This is a genomic window from Anoxybacillus eryuanensis, assembly GCF_051200995.1.
GTDB classification, from domain to species: domain Bacteria; phylum Bacillota; class Bacilli; order Bacillales; family Anoxybacillaceae; genus Anoxybacillus; species Anoxybacillus tengchongensis.
On sequence record NZ_JBPODS010000002.1, the window covers coordinates 65,638 to 81,331 of the forward strand.

The 15,694-nt window shown below is 42.4% G+C and carries 18 protein-coding genes; 5 read left to right on the forward strand and 13 right to left on the reverse strand.

Annotated features, from left to right (window positions below):
• Positions 1–1,221: an NAD(P)/FAD-dependent oxidoreductase gene (locus HNQ84_RS02850; RefSeq protein ID WP_435621090.1), complete on the forward strand. Its 1,221-nt coding sequence runs from the start codon at positions 1–3 to the stop codon at positions 1,219–1,221.
• Between the two features lie 9 nt (positions 1,222–1,230).
• On the opposite strand, the gene HNQ84_RS02855 is transcribed toward HNQ84_RS02850, so the two are convergent.
• From HNQ84_RS02855 to HNQ84_RS02865, 3 genes are all read right to left on the reverse strand, one after another.
• Positions 1,231–2,541: a glycosyltransferase family 4 protein gene (locus tag HNQ84_RS02855; protein WP_435621091.1), complete on the reverse strand. Its 1,311-nt coding sequence runs from the start codon at positions 2,539–2,541 to the stop codon at positions 1,231–1,233.
• Positions 2,538–3,629 carry a CotS family spore coat protein gene (locus tag HNQ84_RS02860; RefSeq protein ID WP_435621092.1) on the reverse strand — a complete coding sequence of 364 codons (1,092 nt, stop codon included), beginning with the start codon at positions 3,627–3,629 and terminating at the stop codon, positions 2,538–2,540. The genes HNQ84_RS02855 and HNQ84_RS02860 overlap by 4 nt, the downstream gene beginning before the upstream one ends.
• A gap of 103 nt (positions 3,630–3,732) precedes the next feature.
• Positions 3,733–4,227 (reverse strand): glutathione peroxidase, encoded by a 495-nt coding sequence (locus tag HNQ84_RS02865; RefSeq protein ID WP_435621093.1) that lies wholly within the window; start codon positions 4,225–4,227, stop codon positions 3,733–3,735.
• Positions 4,228–4,356: 129 nt separating this feature from the next.
• Between HNQ84_RS02865 and HNQ84_RS02870 the strand changes: the two genes are divergently transcribed.
• The 3 genes from HNQ84_RS02870 (at position 4,357) to HNQ84_RS02880 (ending at position 6,486) form a co-directional block, all read left to right on the forward strand.
• Positions 4,357–5,214: a carbon-nitrogen hydrolase family protein gene (locus tag HNQ84_RS02870; protein WP_435621094.1), complete on the forward strand. Its 858-nt coding sequence runs from the start codon at positions 4,357–4,359 to the stop codon at positions 5,212–5,214.
• An 11-nt stretch (positions 5,215–5,225) separates the two neighbouring features.
• Positions 5,226–5,888 carry a GNAT family N-acetyltransferase gene (locus HNQ84_RS02875; protein ID WP_435621095.1) on the forward strand — a complete coding sequence of 221 codons (663 nt, stop codon included), beginning with the start codon at positions 5,226–5,228 and terminating at the stop codon, positions 5,886–5,888.
• A 61-nt stretch (positions 5,889–5,949) separates the two neighbouring features.
• Complete coding sequence (locus HNQ84_RS02880; protein WP_435621096.1) at positions 5,950–6,486, forward strand: hypothetical protein; 537 nt, start codon at positions 5,950–5,952, stop codon at positions 6,484–6,486.
• A 28-nt stretch (positions 6,487–6,514) separates the two neighbouring features.
• On the opposite strand, the gene HNQ84_RS02885 is transcribed toward HNQ84_RS02880, so the two are convergent.
• Positions 6,515–7,384 carry a BMQ_0737 family morphogenetic spore coat protein gene (locus HNQ84_RS02885; protein WP_435621097.1) on the reverse strand — a complete coding sequence of 290 codons (870 nt, stop codon included), beginning with the start codon at positions 7,382–7,384 and terminating at the stop codon, positions 6,515–6,517.
• Positions 7,385–7,577: 193 nt separating this feature from the next.
• Between HNQ84_RS02885 and HNQ84_RS02890 the strand changes: the two genes are divergently transcribed.
• Entirely contained in the window at positions 7,578–7,913 is a 336-nt protein-coding gene (locus HNQ84_RS02890) for a DUF3992 domain-containing protein (protein WP_435621098.1), read from the forward strand.
• A 35-nt stretch (positions 7,914–7,948) separates the two neighbouring features.
• Here HNQ84_RS02890 and HNQ84_RS02895 read toward each other — a convergent pair whose 3' ends face one another.
• From HNQ84_RS02895 to HNQ84_RS02935, 9 genes are all read right to left on the reverse strand, one after another.
• The gene (locus HNQ84_RS02895; RefSeq protein WP_435621099.1) at positions 7,949–8,383 is read right to left on the reverse strand and encodes a DnaA N-terminal domain-containing protein; all 435 of its coding nucleotides are present in this window, start codon (positions 8,381–8,383) and stop codon (positions 7,949–7,951) included.
• Positions 8,384–8,435: 52 nt separating this feature from the next.
• Positions 8,436–8,681 carry a YuzB family protein gene (locus HNQ84_RS02900; RefSeq protein ID WP_055441243.1) on the reverse strand — a complete coding sequence of 82 codons (246 nt, stop codon included), beginning with the start codon at positions 8,679–8,681 and terminating at the stop codon, positions 8,436–8,438.
• Between the two features lie 79 nt (positions 8,682–8,760).
• Positions 8,761–9,273 carry a hypothetical protein gene (locus HNQ84_RS02905; protein WP_435621100.1) on the reverse strand — a complete coding sequence of 171 codons (513 nt, stop codon included), beginning with the start codon at positions 9,271–9,273 and terminating at the stop codon, positions 8,761–8,763.
• 4 nt (positions 9,274–9,277) lie between these two features.
• Positions 9,278–10,444: an o-succinylbenzoate synthase gene (menC, locus tag HNQ84_RS02910; RefSeq protein ID WP_435621101.1), complete on the reverse strand. Its 1,167-nt coding sequence runs from the start codon at positions 10,442–10,444 to the stop codon at positions 9,278–9,280.
• Positions 10,445–10,456: 12 nt separating this feature from the next.
• Positions 10,457–11,164 carry an ABC transporter ATP-binding protein gene (locus tag HNQ84_RS02915; RefSeq protein WP_055441241.1) on the reverse strand — a complete coding sequence of 236 codons (708 nt, stop codon included), beginning with the start codon at positions 11,162–11,164 and terminating at the stop codon, positions 10,457–10,459.
• Between the two features lie 13 nt (positions 11,165–11,177).
• Complete coding sequence (locus HNQ84_RS02920) at positions 11,178–11,954, reverse strand: ABC transporter ATP-binding protein (RefSeq protein WP_435621102.1); 777 nt, start codon at positions 11,952–11,954, stop codon at positions 11,178–11,180.
• Complete coding sequence (locus tag HNQ84_RS02925; RefSeq protein WP_435621103.1) at positions 11,935–13,221, reverse strand: branched-chain amino acid ABC transporter permease; 1,287 nt, start codon at positions 13,219–13,221, stop codon at positions 11,935–11,937. Before HNQ84_RS02925 ends, HNQ84_RS02920 begins: the two co-directional genes overlap by 20 nt.
• A gap of 9 nt (positions 13,222–13,230) precedes the next feature.
• Positions 13,231–14,217, reverse strand: a complete 987-nt coding sequence (locus HNQ84_RS02930; protein ID WP_435621104.1) for a branched-chain amino acid ABC transporter permease — start codon at positions 14,215–14,217, stop codon at positions 13,231–13,233.
• Positions 14,218–14,346: 129 nt separating this feature from the next.
• Entirely contained in the window at positions 14,347–15,552 is a 1,206-nt protein-coding gene (locus HNQ84_RS02935) for a branched-chain amino acid ABC transporter substrate-binding protein (RefSeq protein WP_435621105.1), read from the reverse strand.
• Between the last annotated feature and the right edge of the window lie 142 nt (positions 15,553–15,694).

Consider the following 15,694-nt stretch of genomic DNA (forward strand, 5'->3'; position numbering starts at 1 on the left):
ATGGATTTGCAAACAGGAAAGCTATATTGGCCAACGACGTTTCCCGACGCTCCTTCGTATCCACCACTAGACGAGGATATTCAATGTGACGTATTAATTGTCGGTGCGGGCGGATCAGGGGCGTTATGTGCTTATTATTTAAGTGAAACCGATTTAGACGTTGTCGTCATCGACAAACGAAAAGCGGGATACGGGAGTACAATGACAAACACGGCGCTTATTCAATGTCTCGGGGATAAAATGTTTTTTGAACTTGTCAACAGTTTTGGAGAAGCGTATGCCGCCCGACATTTGACACTTTGTCAACAAGCAGTCAATGAACTTGAACGAACGGCAAATCAATTACATATTGATGTAGAATTTAAGCGGAGAGATAGTTTGTATTATGCAAGCGTTGCCGAAGATGTAGCAAAACTTGAAAAAGAATATGAAGCATTAAAAAAGCAGGGCTATCCTGTTGTTTGGCTAAATGAACAACAAATACGCCAACACTATCCGTTTAAAAAACATGCGGCTTTATATACAACAGGTGATGGGGAACTCAATCCGTACAAATTAACGATCGGGCTGTTGGAATATGCGAAAAAACGCGGCGTGCGCGTGTTTGAAGAGACGGAAATGAATGGAAAAAAACTTGAACAACATATGGCAACATGTTATACGAAGAACGGATATACCATTCGAGCACGAAAAGTCATTTTCGCCGCAGGTTACGAAACGTTAGAAGTGAAGCAAGAAAAAAAGGCGTTGCTCGTTAGCTCGTATGCCGTCATTACAAATCGTGTTGAGGATTTTTCAAGTTGGTATAAGCGAACGCTTATTTGGGAAACGGCGCGCCCGTATGTATATATGCGCACAACGGCTGATAATCGCATTATTATCGGTGGGCTAGATGAAAATACCGCTTATGCAGACGACCGTGACGCGAAGCTCATGCATAAAAAAGAACGACTGATCGAAGAATTTCATCGGCTATTTCCTGATATTCACGTCGTTCCTGAATTTTATTTAGCTGCTTTTTACGGTGGGACACACGATGGCCTTCCGATGATTGGTGTATATGATTCCTTCCCGAATTGTTATTTCGTCTATGCTTACGGGGACAACGGAACCGTATATAGCACTGTACTCGCCCAAATTTTACGCGATGTGATAACAGAAAAACAAAATGACGACTTTTATTTATATATGCAAACAAGGCCAAAACTCCCACAAACGTAAGTGGGAGTTTTATGTCGTAATCGCCCATATAAGTGATTTTTTTCTCTTTTTATTCGGTATCGCCTTTTCTAGAGTGGATGGCTTAATGTGCGAAATCGGTTCAATAGATGGTTCTGTAATAACCTCATCAATCGTTTCTTCAGTAGAAACAGTTGCCGGTACTATCGAAAGATCCATTTGTTCAACATGTTGCCATACATGTAGCAAATCGGAAGCCACGCGTTCCCAACGATAAAGCGACGTAGCTAATTTTCGTCCGTTGTCCCCCATTTTTTTCATTAGTGTGCGATTTGATAAGATTTGTGTCATTTTTTCCACAAAATCTTGCGGATCTTCTGGTCTTTCGACAACGACACCATTTTCATTCGGAACGATAACTTCAGGATTGCCGCCACGAGCAGTAGTTACAATCGGAAGCCCTGCCGCCATCGCTTCATAATGGACACGAGCAAGCGGCTCTTGCCATTGCGATGTACAAACGAATAAATCAGAGGCAGCAAACCAGTTTTGAATTTCATTTGGCGGTACGAATCCTGTCGCTACAACAGGGACAGGCAATCTTTTCGCTAGCGAACGAATGTAAGCGATATAATCGGTTGTCCCTTCTTCGCTAAACCATTTGCTTCCGACAATGACGAGCGCTAAATCGTTAAATCGTTTCGCAAGTTCCGGCAGCGCTTGAATGAGTTTGTCAACCCCTTTATTCGGCGACAACCGACCGGCAAATAAAATAACTGTTTTTTGATCTATTCCGTGCGCTTGGCGCAGCTGTTTGCGAATCGACGCCATATGAGGATGGCTCCCTGGCAAAAACCGCTCGGAGTCAACACCGGAGTAAATCGTCCGCAGTTTTCCTTCTGCTTCTGGATATAGCTCGCGAATGACTTGACCGATGTAGTTGCTGATCGTCACAATCGCTGATACTTGCCGCACCACTTGTTCTGCTTCTTCACGGTTTATTTTCGCTAGTTGAAACATGTCGTTATGCATGCTAAGCGTAATTTTTGCATGAGGAGCGACTTGGCGAATGGGTAAAACAAGGCGTGGCCTATTGAAAATGTGGATAAGATCAAACGGATGCGCTTGCACGTATTGAACGACATGGTCGCAATACGTATCAAATATTCCTCCAGGGACACGCACATAATGAATGCCGTCAATTGTTTCTTCGTTTGGTAATGTTTCATGTTGTACTCCTAGCACAGTAATGCGATGAGCGCGGCAAAGATGAGGGAGAATCCCAGCAATATACGTTTGAATCGCACCTCCAAGCACAGGTGGAACAGGTAATTTTTCTGTACAAATCATTAAAATGTTCATCGATTTCCGTTCTCCTTCCAATCGTTTTCAATTTCAGCGAGCACTGGCCATTTTGTCGCATCTGTTGCAACAATCGTTTCAATAAGTTGCATCGTTTGTTCGTTTAAAAACAGCTCTGGATCATATACTACTTCTTTTAAGTTTTTGTAAAATTCATTTGGAAGCGACAAATCGATCATGAATACTTCATATAATGAAGCGTCGATCGGATTTGCTTCATGATACGCTCGAATCATTTCACGTACCCAATGAACGTCCCAGCGATATAAATCGGCCATTGTGCCAGAAATGAGTTTTCGTAAATCGCGAATCGGCAAATCAAATGCGACACCGTCTAAATCAATAATCCACATACCGTTCGCACCCATTTGTCCATTCGACCATCCATAATCTTGATGCACTAATCCCCACTCGCTATGTCCAAGCTCAACTAATTGATTGTACGGAGATTGTTGCAGTCTTGCAAAACTTTCGCGCGCCTGAGCTTGAAAGTGGTCGACAACTTGCAATAACATGGCGCTTGCTGGCATTTCTTTATATACGTTAGCTAATTGGCGAAACCAGTCCATTTTACTAATCGTTTTTTCATACGTTTTCGGCCATTTATATAACCGCGAAGCGATTTCTGCCCCTTTAGGCGGAACGTATCCTTTGCTTAAACGATGAAATTCGCCAAGCGCATAACAAAGCTGCTTTGCTCCTTCTAAATCTTTCGTTACTGGAAATAACGGTTCAATCCACTCCGCTACAAACCATAGTTTTCCGCCCGCCTCCACATAATCCATTCCGTCTTTCGTTTGTACGATCGGCGGGACGTTGGCTTTTTGCACATCGACTAAATATCGTTGTGCCCCAAGGCTAAATAAGCTGCGCGTTGGCCGGCGATGGAGCAATTTTAAACTTTTCGGACCTTTGTTCGTTTCTAATTTCCAAATCGCTCCCCCTTTATCTGGCTTCGTCGTCACGACTTGCCTACTTTGAACAGACAAATCGTAATGGCGCAAAACGTCTTCTGCCATTTGTTCAATATAGTCCGGTACGAAAAATTCGTGCATCGTTTCATCTACAATCCATGGCTCAATGAACATATAACCCCTCCTATTTGACATAAATCCCTACTATCTCAACATATGCACTAAAAGAAATTTCGTATAGACATATCCATTACGCCCAACAAAAAACCGCCTCTTTTCATTCAGAGACGGTTTCACTAAGCCATTGTTCAATATGTTGTTCTAGTTCTAACGGCTTTGTTGTTGGCGCAAACCGCGCGACCACTTGCCCGTTTCGATCAACTAAAAACTTTGTAAAATTCCATTTCACCGCTTTCGTTCCTAACACACCTGGAGCTTGCTCAGTTAAGTAAACGAACAGCGGATGGGCGTTTGGACCGTTTACGTCCACTTTCGCAAACATCGGAAACGTTACACGATAATTCAATTGGCAAAATTGTGAAATTTCTTCTTCCGATCCCGGCTCTTGATTTCCAAACTGATTGCACGGAAAACCGAGCACAACAAAACCACGATCTTTATATTTGTCATATAGCTGTTGCAATTGTTCGTATTGCGGCGTCAATCCGCATTTACTTGCTGTATTGACGATGAGTAATACGTTTCCTTTATACTGCGCTAACGATTGTTCTTCTCCTTGAATGGTGCGTACGTGAAAATCGTAAATGTTCATCTCACATTCCTCCTTTAGCGCTATTGTAACATATCGATTATTTTTTCTACACAAACAATGCTTCCATTCAGACAAATGAAACAATGTTCGCTATAATAGTGAAAAAATACAAAAAAGAAGGTGTTTTCATTGAAAATGCGCGTCAGTGCGGTGCAATATCATTTACATACGATTCAATCGTTTGAACAGTTCGCAAAACAAGTTGAACATTATGTAAAAACAGCGCAAGAATTTGGGGCTGAATTTGTCCTATTCCCTGAGTTTATGACGACACAGCTCATGTCCATTGGCGATGACACGAAAGAAGCGTTAACGATCGACGAGCTTCCGACGTTTACAGAAGCATATCGCTCGCTATTTACCACGCTTGCGAAACAGACGAATATGCATATTATTGGCGGAACGCATGTCATAAAAAAAGGGGATCGGCTATATAATGTCGCTCATTTGTTTTACCCTGACGGAACGATTGCCGAACAGGCGAAATTGCATATTACGCCGACGGAAGTGAACGAATGGAATATGCATGGCGGTGATACATTGCACGTCTTTCCAACAGCGAAAGGGACGATTGCCATTTTAACATGTTATGATATCGAGTTTCCTGAAATCGTGCGCATGGCGCGCGCAAAAGGAGCAGACGTCATTTTTTGCCCATCATGCACCGATGACCGCCACGGGTTTCATCGCGTACGCTATACATGCCACGCCCGTGCCATTGAAAACCAAGTGTACGTCGTCACGACAGGAACAGTCGGCTCGTTGCCAACCGTCGATTTTATGCGGGCAAACTTCGGTCAAGCAGCGATCATTGCACCGAACGATATTCCATTTCCACCGCGTGGCATTTTAGCGGAAGGAGAAATCAATAACGATATGATCATTACGGCTGATCTTGATTTACAGCTTCTTTACGACGTTCGCGAACGCGGATCGGTAACAACATGGCGCGATCGGCGCACGGATTTATATACAGATTGGACATAAGGGGGAGAACGATGTATAAAAAGCAACTTTACGTCTTTCATGGCGACCGTCCAATTCCTGCGATCATTCGTAACTACGAAGAAAAAGACATCGATGCGTTAATTCGCATTCAGCAAGAAAGTTTTCCACCTCCTTTTCCATCTGAACTATGGTGGAATAAAGAACAGCTTATGAATCATATCACACTTTTTCCAGAGGGGGCGTTATGTGTCGAAGTGGACGGGGAAGTCGTCGGATCGATGACCGGTTTGATCGTGAACTTTCATCCAAGCGATGCCGATCATACGTGGGAAGAAATAACGGATAACGGATATATTCGCAACCATAACCGAAACGGCAATACGTTATACGTCGTCGACATCGGTGTCCGCCCATCATATCGAAAACTCGGCTTAGGAAAATGGTTGATGCAATCGATGTACGAAGTTGTCGTCCAGCAAAAGCTTGAACGACTATTAGGTGGCAGTCGGATGCCGGGGTATCATCTATACGCGAGTGAAATGACCGCTGAACAATATGCACATGAGGTAATCAAAGGAAAACTGAAAGACCCTGTCATTACATTTTTACTTCGTTGTGGGCGCACGCCAGTGAAAGTCGTTGCTAATTATTTAGAGGATGCCCAATCGTGCAACTACGCCTTGCTTATGGAATGGCGCAATCCGTTTTTGTAACCGCCCGTCCACACCGTTCCTCTCTCTCATTCATACGATAAAGTAGAGAGGAGGAAACGAAATGAAAAAATGTTGTTGTGCACCAACGCGTCATAAACCAATGCCGCCACAACGCGATGAATGCCCATGCTGTGTCGAAGGAATGAAAGATGTATTAGCACAGCTAAACGGAAAAGAAGTCGATATTGCCACACTCGACCAAACAGGACTAGGACAAGGAAATAATAATTTTATAGTCGGTACGATCGTAAATGACTTAATCGTCACGGGTACGATTCCTGGAAGCGGACAAAATAGACGTTCTGCCGCTTTTCCGATTTGTAATGTCGTTGGGGTGAGAGGAGATGCGCTAAAAAATATTCATCTTCCCGCCATTGACGAAACGTGCGATTGTTGCGAACGTTCCATTACAAGCTTTTTGCAAAGTATTCAAGGACAGACGGTAGATGTCGACACATTAGCTACCGGGCAATTTAACAATGTGCAAAATGTTACAGTCGATGACGTCGGAAAAGGAACTGTGCGTCTGACAACCACAAACGACACATGGGTCGTAAACAGCTGTTTTATTTCGGGCATATTTGGCTTTACGCGATAAGAGAGCTTCGCTTCACGCGTCGCTCTCTTTATCGTAATGGACAACTTCGTATTTGAACATGTTGTGGGCATATGTCTACTTGTTGCTCAACGCGCGGCGTACATGTCGTTCCTTCCATTTCAATTTTTACCCGTCCGAGCGATTGGATATGTTGACAAAGATGAACAGAAATGAATATTTGCGGGCACGTTGTCGAAAGAAGCGCCGCTTTACAGTCAGCTACAACCGTTTCACAGACGACGTTCGTCCCCGATGGAGCACATAATAACACGTCTTCGACCGTTGCTAATGAAATCGGCTTTGTCTTCCATACCGTTCCATCTTTCTGTGTACATTGTAATACGACAAAAGTTTCGACGAGAACATATACTTTTTGTAATTCAACCCGTTTTCCGTTTGGCAACGTGACATGCACGGTCTGTCGTTCATCAAGCGTATGACAAGCAATTTGTTCTGGTTCAATCGGCTGTCCGCACGCATCAGTCAATATGCAGCGAATATGTTCACAATCGCCAAGACGATCGAGTTGTTGATGAAGTTGAATGCATACGCGTCCGATGCACATGCCATTTCCTTTACATTCAACATGCACGTCGCGTAAATGCGCCATCGTCAATGAACGGGATTCCCCTTCTTGTAATGAACATGCGATTTCTCCGTTAATCAAGACGTCCATTTGTTGTCCGCAACCTTGTTCATATACAACCGTCACCGTTCCAAACGCATGCACATGTTCTTCCGCTGACCATACGATCGTTTTTTCCCCGCATGGCGCACAAACGTTAACACAAATATTGTGCTCGACAATCGGTTCGGTCACCGCCTCTCTTTTCGTTAATTTTACCGAACGCGTAACCCAATCAAACACTTTCTCTACATGAACACAATGCTTCTCCACCTGCCACTCCCTCCTTTTCATTCGATATATCATACTATGTGTCGATGCACATTCGTGCATAGGCGTACAGTGAAAAAAATGTAATAAAAATAGGTGCAAAACAAAAGACAAAATCCTATACACGTTTTCGTTTTTTGCATTGTATATAGTGGAAGAGCATTCTTCTAATAAAAATCGAGAAGGAGCGGATACAATGAGCTGTGGCGGATGTTGTCCAGACCGTCCAATCGTGACGGATGAAGTTTGTCAAAATTGGGAGTTTCGTTGTGACAGTACAGATCGTACAATTTGGGAAGCAGATGGGGATGTCATTAAACCATTTGGAACAGTAACGGTACTAGTGGAAAATAGTTGTGATGGTGTCGAAGTACGCGTGAACGATACATTAATGGCTACGTTAACAGAAGGACAATCGTTTTCCAAAACATTTAATAGTTTGAAAAAAGTATCGATTCGTTGTTTAGGGGGATCTGGTGGTTCTATTTGCTGTGGAAAATTATGTATGACAGTACATTATAAAAAATGTTAATGAGTGAAGGTGTTCCAGCTAGCGGAACACCTTTTTTAATGAATATACGTTTTCGGCACGTGTTGTTCATCGGTTGCGAGTAATCGTTCAAGGAAGTCAGTACGTTCACGTAGTTGCGCCATTTCTTTTTCTATTTCTTCCATTCGCCTCTCCACTTTCGTTACACGCGCTTCGAGGCTCCACGTTTGTTTTTCGAGAGCGATCATGTAGTTCCACATGCGCATAAATTGTTCATCAGACAGCTCATAAGGGGCTTCAAACTGGATAGGCAGTCGTTTGCCGCAAACTTTTTCAATCGCTTGTTCGATGTGAGACGTATATAACGTTTGAAGCCAATTTTTTTGTAATGGGTTCGTGCAATGAATAACGACTTTATCGTCTTCCATCGTCGCTGTCGTTCCTTCGATCCATGTGTGAAAAGCGAGCGAGGACATCATGCGAGATAAAACGTTTTTCACTTCTGACCACATCGTTCTCCCCCCTTTCACACATGGAATTAAACAAAAATAAAAAAATTCCTTCCTATTTTTTTCGAAACGCCCACCATTGTTTTGTTATTTCATAAGCAATGCGGTCATACAATTCATCCGTCGTCGTCGCTTTGACAACTTCGCCATCGAGTAAAACGAACGGGCAATGTTTGCATGTTTTACATTTGCCAACGCAATCTTTTCGTTTTATTTTTACATGTTTGAACGTTTGTTTGAAAAACGCATATAACGTTTTTGTTGCAAATTTATTTTTCTTGCAAAAATGCATTTTTTTCATGTCGCCACACTCCAAGTATGATAACTATAATCATTTTCATTTCTATCATACTTCGAATGTTTGATTCCTTCAATGATTTTTATGCGGCATATTGTTGTAATTGTTCAAGCGAGCGGATGATGTACGGAATCATATGTAATAAGTCGTCGACATGGCTTTCGTTAATCGTGCGTCCGAAATCAATCGTCACTTCATGCGTATATTGTTCATTTTGTCCATATGTATACGTCAACGTTTGTAAAATGATGCGGCGCTCTCCCCAAATGTGTTTTAACGTTTGTTCTACGTCAGCTCCATCGACGTTTGTCGCTAAAAAAGAAAACGAAACGGTTACCGTACAGCCTGCATGCGTGACATCTTCATATAACAGTTCGTTCGCAATATGTTGAAGCGTCATCGCAAGCGAAATGGTGCACGTCACTTCATGCGCATGCCGCAATTGAAAAGAAAGCGCATATGCGCGCGTAAATTTCGCTAAGTCGACAACGTCAGAACGATCCACGACTGTAATAAGCTCATCGCTTATATCTAAATCATATATCGCTCCTTCTACCACCGTTTTTAAATTATCAAAAATCGTCGGGTCAAACATATGATCATCCTTTCGAGCGCTTATATATTTTTGAGCGAACGATACGCCGTTCTACTTCGGCCAAATTGACTGCATAGCCGATTCCAGGTTGTTTTTGAACGAAAATTCGCCCAAGATGGACAGTCACTTCTGGTTCGATAAAATCACGTTCCCAATAATTTGCGGATGCCGCTGTGTCGCTTGGGAGAGAAAAGTGCGGAAGCGTCGCTAAAGCGATGCTATGTGCTCGTCCGACCCCGCCTTCTAACATGCCGCCACACCATACAGGAATACGATGTTGCTGGCATAAATCATGAATGCGTTTTGCTTCTGTTAATCCACCTACTCGACCAATTTTTACATTGATCACGCGGCAACTTTTTAACTCAATCGCCCTTTTTGCATCTTCATATGAACAAATGCTTTCATCTAAACAAATCGGCGTTTGCAATTTCGCTTGTAGCTTCGCATGATCAACGATGTCATCTACAGCAAGCGGCTGTTCAATCATAAGCAACTCATAGTCATCAAGCGCTCTCAGACGGTCGATATCGCATAACGAGTAAGCGGAGTTTGCATCCACCATTAGCGGAACATGTGGAAAATGGTGACGAATCTCTCGAACAACATCAACATCCCATCCGGGCTTAATTTTTATTTTTATACGTTTGTATCCTTCCGCAAGCGCCTGTTCAATCCGTTTTAATGTATTTGTTATCGGCTGAATGCCGATGCTGACACCCACGTCCACTTCTTGTTTTTCACCGCCTAACGCAACGTGCAACGGCATATGATGCCGTTTCGCAAATGCATCCCAAACGGCCCCTTCAAGCGCTGCTTTCGCCATATAATTGCGGCGAATGAGCGAAAATCGGTCACGCAATTCATCCGGATGATAAACAGGTGCTTGAAAAAGAAGCGGAATTAAAAATGCTTCAAGCATATGCCACGTCGTCTCGATCGTTTCTTCTGTATACCACGGAGCAGAAAACGCGACGCCTTCTCCCCAGCCGCGCACACCATCTTGATCTATGACTTCAACTAATAAAACTGGACGCGTTTTCATCGTCCCAAAACTTGTCGTAAACGATGATTTTAATTCCATCTCTAAGTATCGTAAAATAACTGTATGAAATTGCACAAAAATCCCTCCAAAATCATTATACAAAAAGGCGCTAGCTTTTGTCGCCATGCGCCTTTTTGTTCATCCTAAATACGCTTCTCTCACTTGTTCGTTTCCGAGCAACTCTTTTCCTGTTCCTGACATTGTAATTTCCCCTGTTTGAATGACGTAGCCACGATGGGCAATTTGAAGCGCTTGGAATGCGTTTTGTTCAACGAGCAAAATCGTCATTCCTTCATCGTTTAACTCGCGAATAATATGAAAGATTTGTTCGACGATAATTGGGGCTAAACCCATTGACGGTTCATCTAGCATAAGAAGTCGAGGCTTCATCATTAAAGCACGACCGATCGCTAGCATTTGTTGTTCTCCGCCGCTCATCGTTCCCCCTTTTTGTTGTAAACGCTCTTTTAGTCGCGGGAAATAATGAAACACCCGTTCCATTCGTTCAGCTATTTCTTTTTTATCTTTTACCGAAAAAGCTCCCATTTCTAAATTTTCTTTTACCGTCAGTCTCGGAAAAATTCGCCGTCCTTCCGGAACATGAGCGATGCCTGATAATGACGTAATATGTGGGGGCGTATTTGTGATGTCTCTTCCTTCGTACAAAATGCTCCCGCTTTTCGCCTTCACCTGCCCGCTAATCGTTTTTAACGTCGTTGATTTTCCAGCACCGTTACTGCCGATTAACGTAACAATTTCCCCTTCGCACACTTCTAAATCAATTCCTTTTAACGCATGAACTCCGCCATAAAACGTATGAACACGCTCTAGCCGCAGCAAACTCACTCGCTATCCCTCCCTATGATGCTGTTGTCGCTCCTTTGCCTAAATAAGCTTCAATCACTTTTTCGTTGTTTCGAATGTCATCTGGGGTACCTTCAGCAATTTTTTCTCCGTGGTCTAACACAATAATATGTTCGGAAATTTCCATAACAAGCTTCATATCATGTTCAATTAAAATGATCGTTAGTTGTAATTGTTCGCGCATATGGTAAATGAGCTTCGTTAATTCTGCTGTCTCTTTCGGGTTCATTCCCGCAGCTGGCTCATCTAGCAATAACACTTTTGGCTTTGTCGCTAATGCGCGGGCAATTTCAAGTTTTCGTTGTGCCCCATACGGCAAATTTTTCGCCTCTTCGTTATAAAGCGACTCTAACCCAACGTATTGCAAAAGGCGATACGCTTCTTGCTTCGCTTCTTTTTCCTCTTTGCGCATAAACGGCGTGGAAAACATCGTATGAAATAACCCGCTCCGCAAATGTGTATGCATGCCAACCATGACGTTTTCTAAAACTGTCATCGCTCCGAACAAACGAATGTTTTGGAACGTGCGCGAAATGCCTTTTTGTGCGACTTGATGCGGTTTTAAACCAACGATTGACTCACCGTTTAGTAAAATATCGCCACTCGTCGGCTGATATACACCTGTCACCATGTTAAACAACGTCGTCTTTCCTGCACCGTTCGGTCCAATGACTGCTGTAATTGATCCTTTTTGTACGTCCATATTAATATTGCTGTTTGCCGTAAGTCCACCAAATTGTTTCGTTAATTGTTTAACCGTTAAAATAGACATCTTTCGCCCCCTCCTTTCCATCTACCATATTCGTTGCACCGCTTTTTAACTCTTTTTCGTCAAAACGAGGGTTTTTTGCTGGCAATAACCCTTGTGGCCGGTACAAAGCGAATAAAATTAAAATGACTCCGAAAATAAATCGTTGCATTTTCGCAGGAGATAGCGCATCTGGAATACTGACCACTCCGCTCAAACTGAGTTGGTTCAACCAGTTTGTTAGCTCTGTAAGCACTTGAAGATTTAAAATCGTTACAAGCGCCGCACCGAGTATAACACCTGGGACGCTACCCATTCCTCCTAAAATGACCATGACGAGAATTGTAATGGATTCAAGCAACGTAAAGCTTGTCGGATCAACAAACGTCTGTTTTGCGGCAAAGACGACGCCCATCATTCCTGAAAATGAAGCGCCCACAGCAAACGCCATCAACTTCGTACGGACGAGTGGAATGCCCATCGCTTGTGCAGCAATCTCATTTTCGCGCACTGCTTTCCACGCTCGTCCAATTTTTGAATACTCTAAACGTCGAACGACAAAAATGGTAAACAGTAAAATAACTAATACGACATAATAAAATTGACTTGGGTACATGAACTCTAGTCCAAACAACTTTGGCGGTTGGACAGAAGCAAGTCCCATCGCCCCGTTTGTAATGTTGACCGGTTTATCTAAGTTATTAAAAATAATGCGAATGATTTCCCCAAATCCAAGTGTCACAATGGCTAAATAATCACCTTTTACACGCAACACTGGAATGCCTAGTAATATTCCAAATATCGCAGCGACAATGCAACCGATAATTAAAAATACCCAAAAGCTTTCTCCCGATAACGGATATTGCCCAAATGGCATAAAGTTATTTGCTTGCGTTGTGGCAAAAATACCATACGTATAAGCGCCAATCGCAAAGAAGGCAACAAATCCTAAATCTAATAGGCCGGCAAGGCCAACGACAATGTTTAAACCGAGCGCCATGGCGATATAAATTCCAACTAACGTCGCCACTTCCATATACGATTGATATGCTTCTCCTTGACTAGCGGCTAATGGCAGTAGTACGCTTAATACGACGATGCCTATCACCCATTTCACGCGATTCGAAAACGTTGTGAAATGTAAAAATAAAAGCGAGGAAAGCAAAAGTAAAAAAGCAACAACCGATTTTTGCGCTAAATATAAGCTAATAAATGTTACGGCAATATATACAGCGATCACAATTGCCTGAAGTCGTTTATTTTGCTCCAATACGTTCAGCCATTTTTTCATGTTGACCACCTACACTTTCTCGATAGACACTTTTCCGAATAGTCCTTCTGGCTTAAAGATGAGAACCATGATTAAAATAGAAAAAGCAAACACGTCTTTGTACTCTGCTCCTAATATACCGTTAGAAATGATTGGTAAGTTAGCTGCTGCAAACATTTCAAGCAAACCGAGAACAATACCACCGAACATTGCCCCACGAATGTTTCCGATCCCCCCTAATACTGCTGCGGTAAAAGCTTTCAAGCCTAAAATAAAACCAATGTATGGATCAATCGTTCCGTATTGAATCGCAAAAAGAACACCGGTTGCTCCTCCTAGCGCAGAGCCAATAAAAAACGTTAAAGCGATGACTTTGTTGACATTTACACTCATTAGTGCAGCCGTTTCACGATCTTGGGCAACAGCACGCATTGCCATTCCCCATTTTGTTTTATTCACAAAAAAGTCAAGCGTCACCATCATGACAACGGCTGTAACTAAAACGATAAAAAATGAGGACTTAACTGAGGCATCATGAAATCCTGACCAGATAGAGGAAGCCGAAATACTTACTTGTCCGGTAAACAAGCTTGGACCGGTTAAAATGTAGTTTCCTTTTTTCAACTCTGTAATAAAACGGACAAAATCTTGCAATAAAAATGAAATACCGATCGCTGTAATAAGGGTAATTAATTTGGGAGCACTTCGTAACGGACGATATGCAACTCGTTCAATTCCCATGCCAAGCAATCCTGTCACAATCGATGTCACCACAAGGACGAGAAGTAAAGATAACAGCATAGGCATAGACGATAGCCACCCAAAAGCAGAAAACGATAAGAAAAGAGCTGTGCCGACAAATGCACCTGTCATAAAAATTTCCCCGTGGGCGAAATTAATAAGCTCTAAAATGCCGTACACCATTGTATATCCAAGGGCAACAATCGCGTATACAGCCCCCAATGCCAATCCGTCAATGACGACTTGAGGCAACGTTTGTAACACATGTTCGATCATATGTCGTTCCTCCATTCCCTTGTCTTTATCATCTAAAATTATCTAGTCCCTTTTCCTATCAATAACATGTAAAAAATTATAAGAAAAGGGTACGGCAAACTGTCATACCCTTTTCAAACGTATTCATCTTTATTTGCTTACCTCATCTTCTAATCGTGCCGGATACGTTGCTTCTTCAAATTTGTAAATGTAAATTTTCGCGTATTTGTTGTCCCCTTTTTCATCGAAGCTTACTTTCGTCACAACCCCTTCATAATCTTGAACGTGGCGAACCGCTTCAGCGACTTGCTCACGAGAAGGAAGTTTGTTTCCATTCGCTTTAATCGCTTCTTCTATCGCTTTTAACAAGACACCCATAGCATCATATCCGTAAGCAGAATACGACTCAATATTTTTACCAAACTTTTGCTTGTACTTTTCTGCAAATTGCTTTCCAGCTTCTGTCGCCGTTGCTACACCTGCTGCTGATGTAATGAACGTATTTTTCACCGCGTCGCCTGCAATTTCAACAAGTGTAGAAGAGTCCATTCCATCTCCACCCATAAACGGTACGGTAATGCCTTTATCACGCGCCTGTTTAATTAACATTCCACCCTCTGTGTACATCCCACCGAAATACACGAGATCCGGCTTTTTCGCAAGCACTTGGTTTAGCACACCATTAAAGTCTTTTTCACCAATTGTAATTCCTTCAAATCCGACAATTTCAGCACCTGCTTCCTCCGCTCCTTTTTTGAACGCTTCCGCCAAGCCTGTACCGTATGCCGTTTTATCTTGAATGATAAAAATTTTCTTCGCTCCTAATTTTTCAACAGCAAATTTTGCACCTGCTGGACCTTGGAAATCGTCGCGTGCACAAATGCGGTTCACCGTTTTTAAACCTCGGTCTGTCACGTCTGTTGCTGTGTTTGCTGGGGAAACCATTGGAATGTTATATTTCTCGTAAATTTCTGAAGATGGAATCGCAACGCCCGAATTCAAATGTCCAACGACACCTAAAACCTGTTGATCCGCTCCAATGAGTTGAGCATTAGCTACCCCTTTTTTCGGATCTGCTTGATCGTCATATGGAACAAGTTCTAATTTAAAACCTAACTTTTCGAACTTTTCTTTTTGTTCTTCTAAAGCAAGTTGAGCTCCAAGTTTAATCGATTCACCTAACGTTGCTGCTCCACCAGACAGAGGGCTTTGAGTGGCAATTTTAATGACTGTACCCCCTCCAACTTCCCCGTTGTTTTTCGATGTTTGTGATGTTTTATCCGCCGAACAACCAGCCAATAAGCCAATCGCAAGAGCAGCGGATGTAAAAATAGAAAACACCTTTTTCCTTTTCATGCAAATCCCCCTTTTTTATTTTCAAAAAATTTAATATTTTCACAACAATAATATAATACGAATCTTCTGAATATACAAGATGTATTTTTAAAAATATTAGGGAAAAGATATATTTCAATCAAAAAACGATGATTATAGCAAT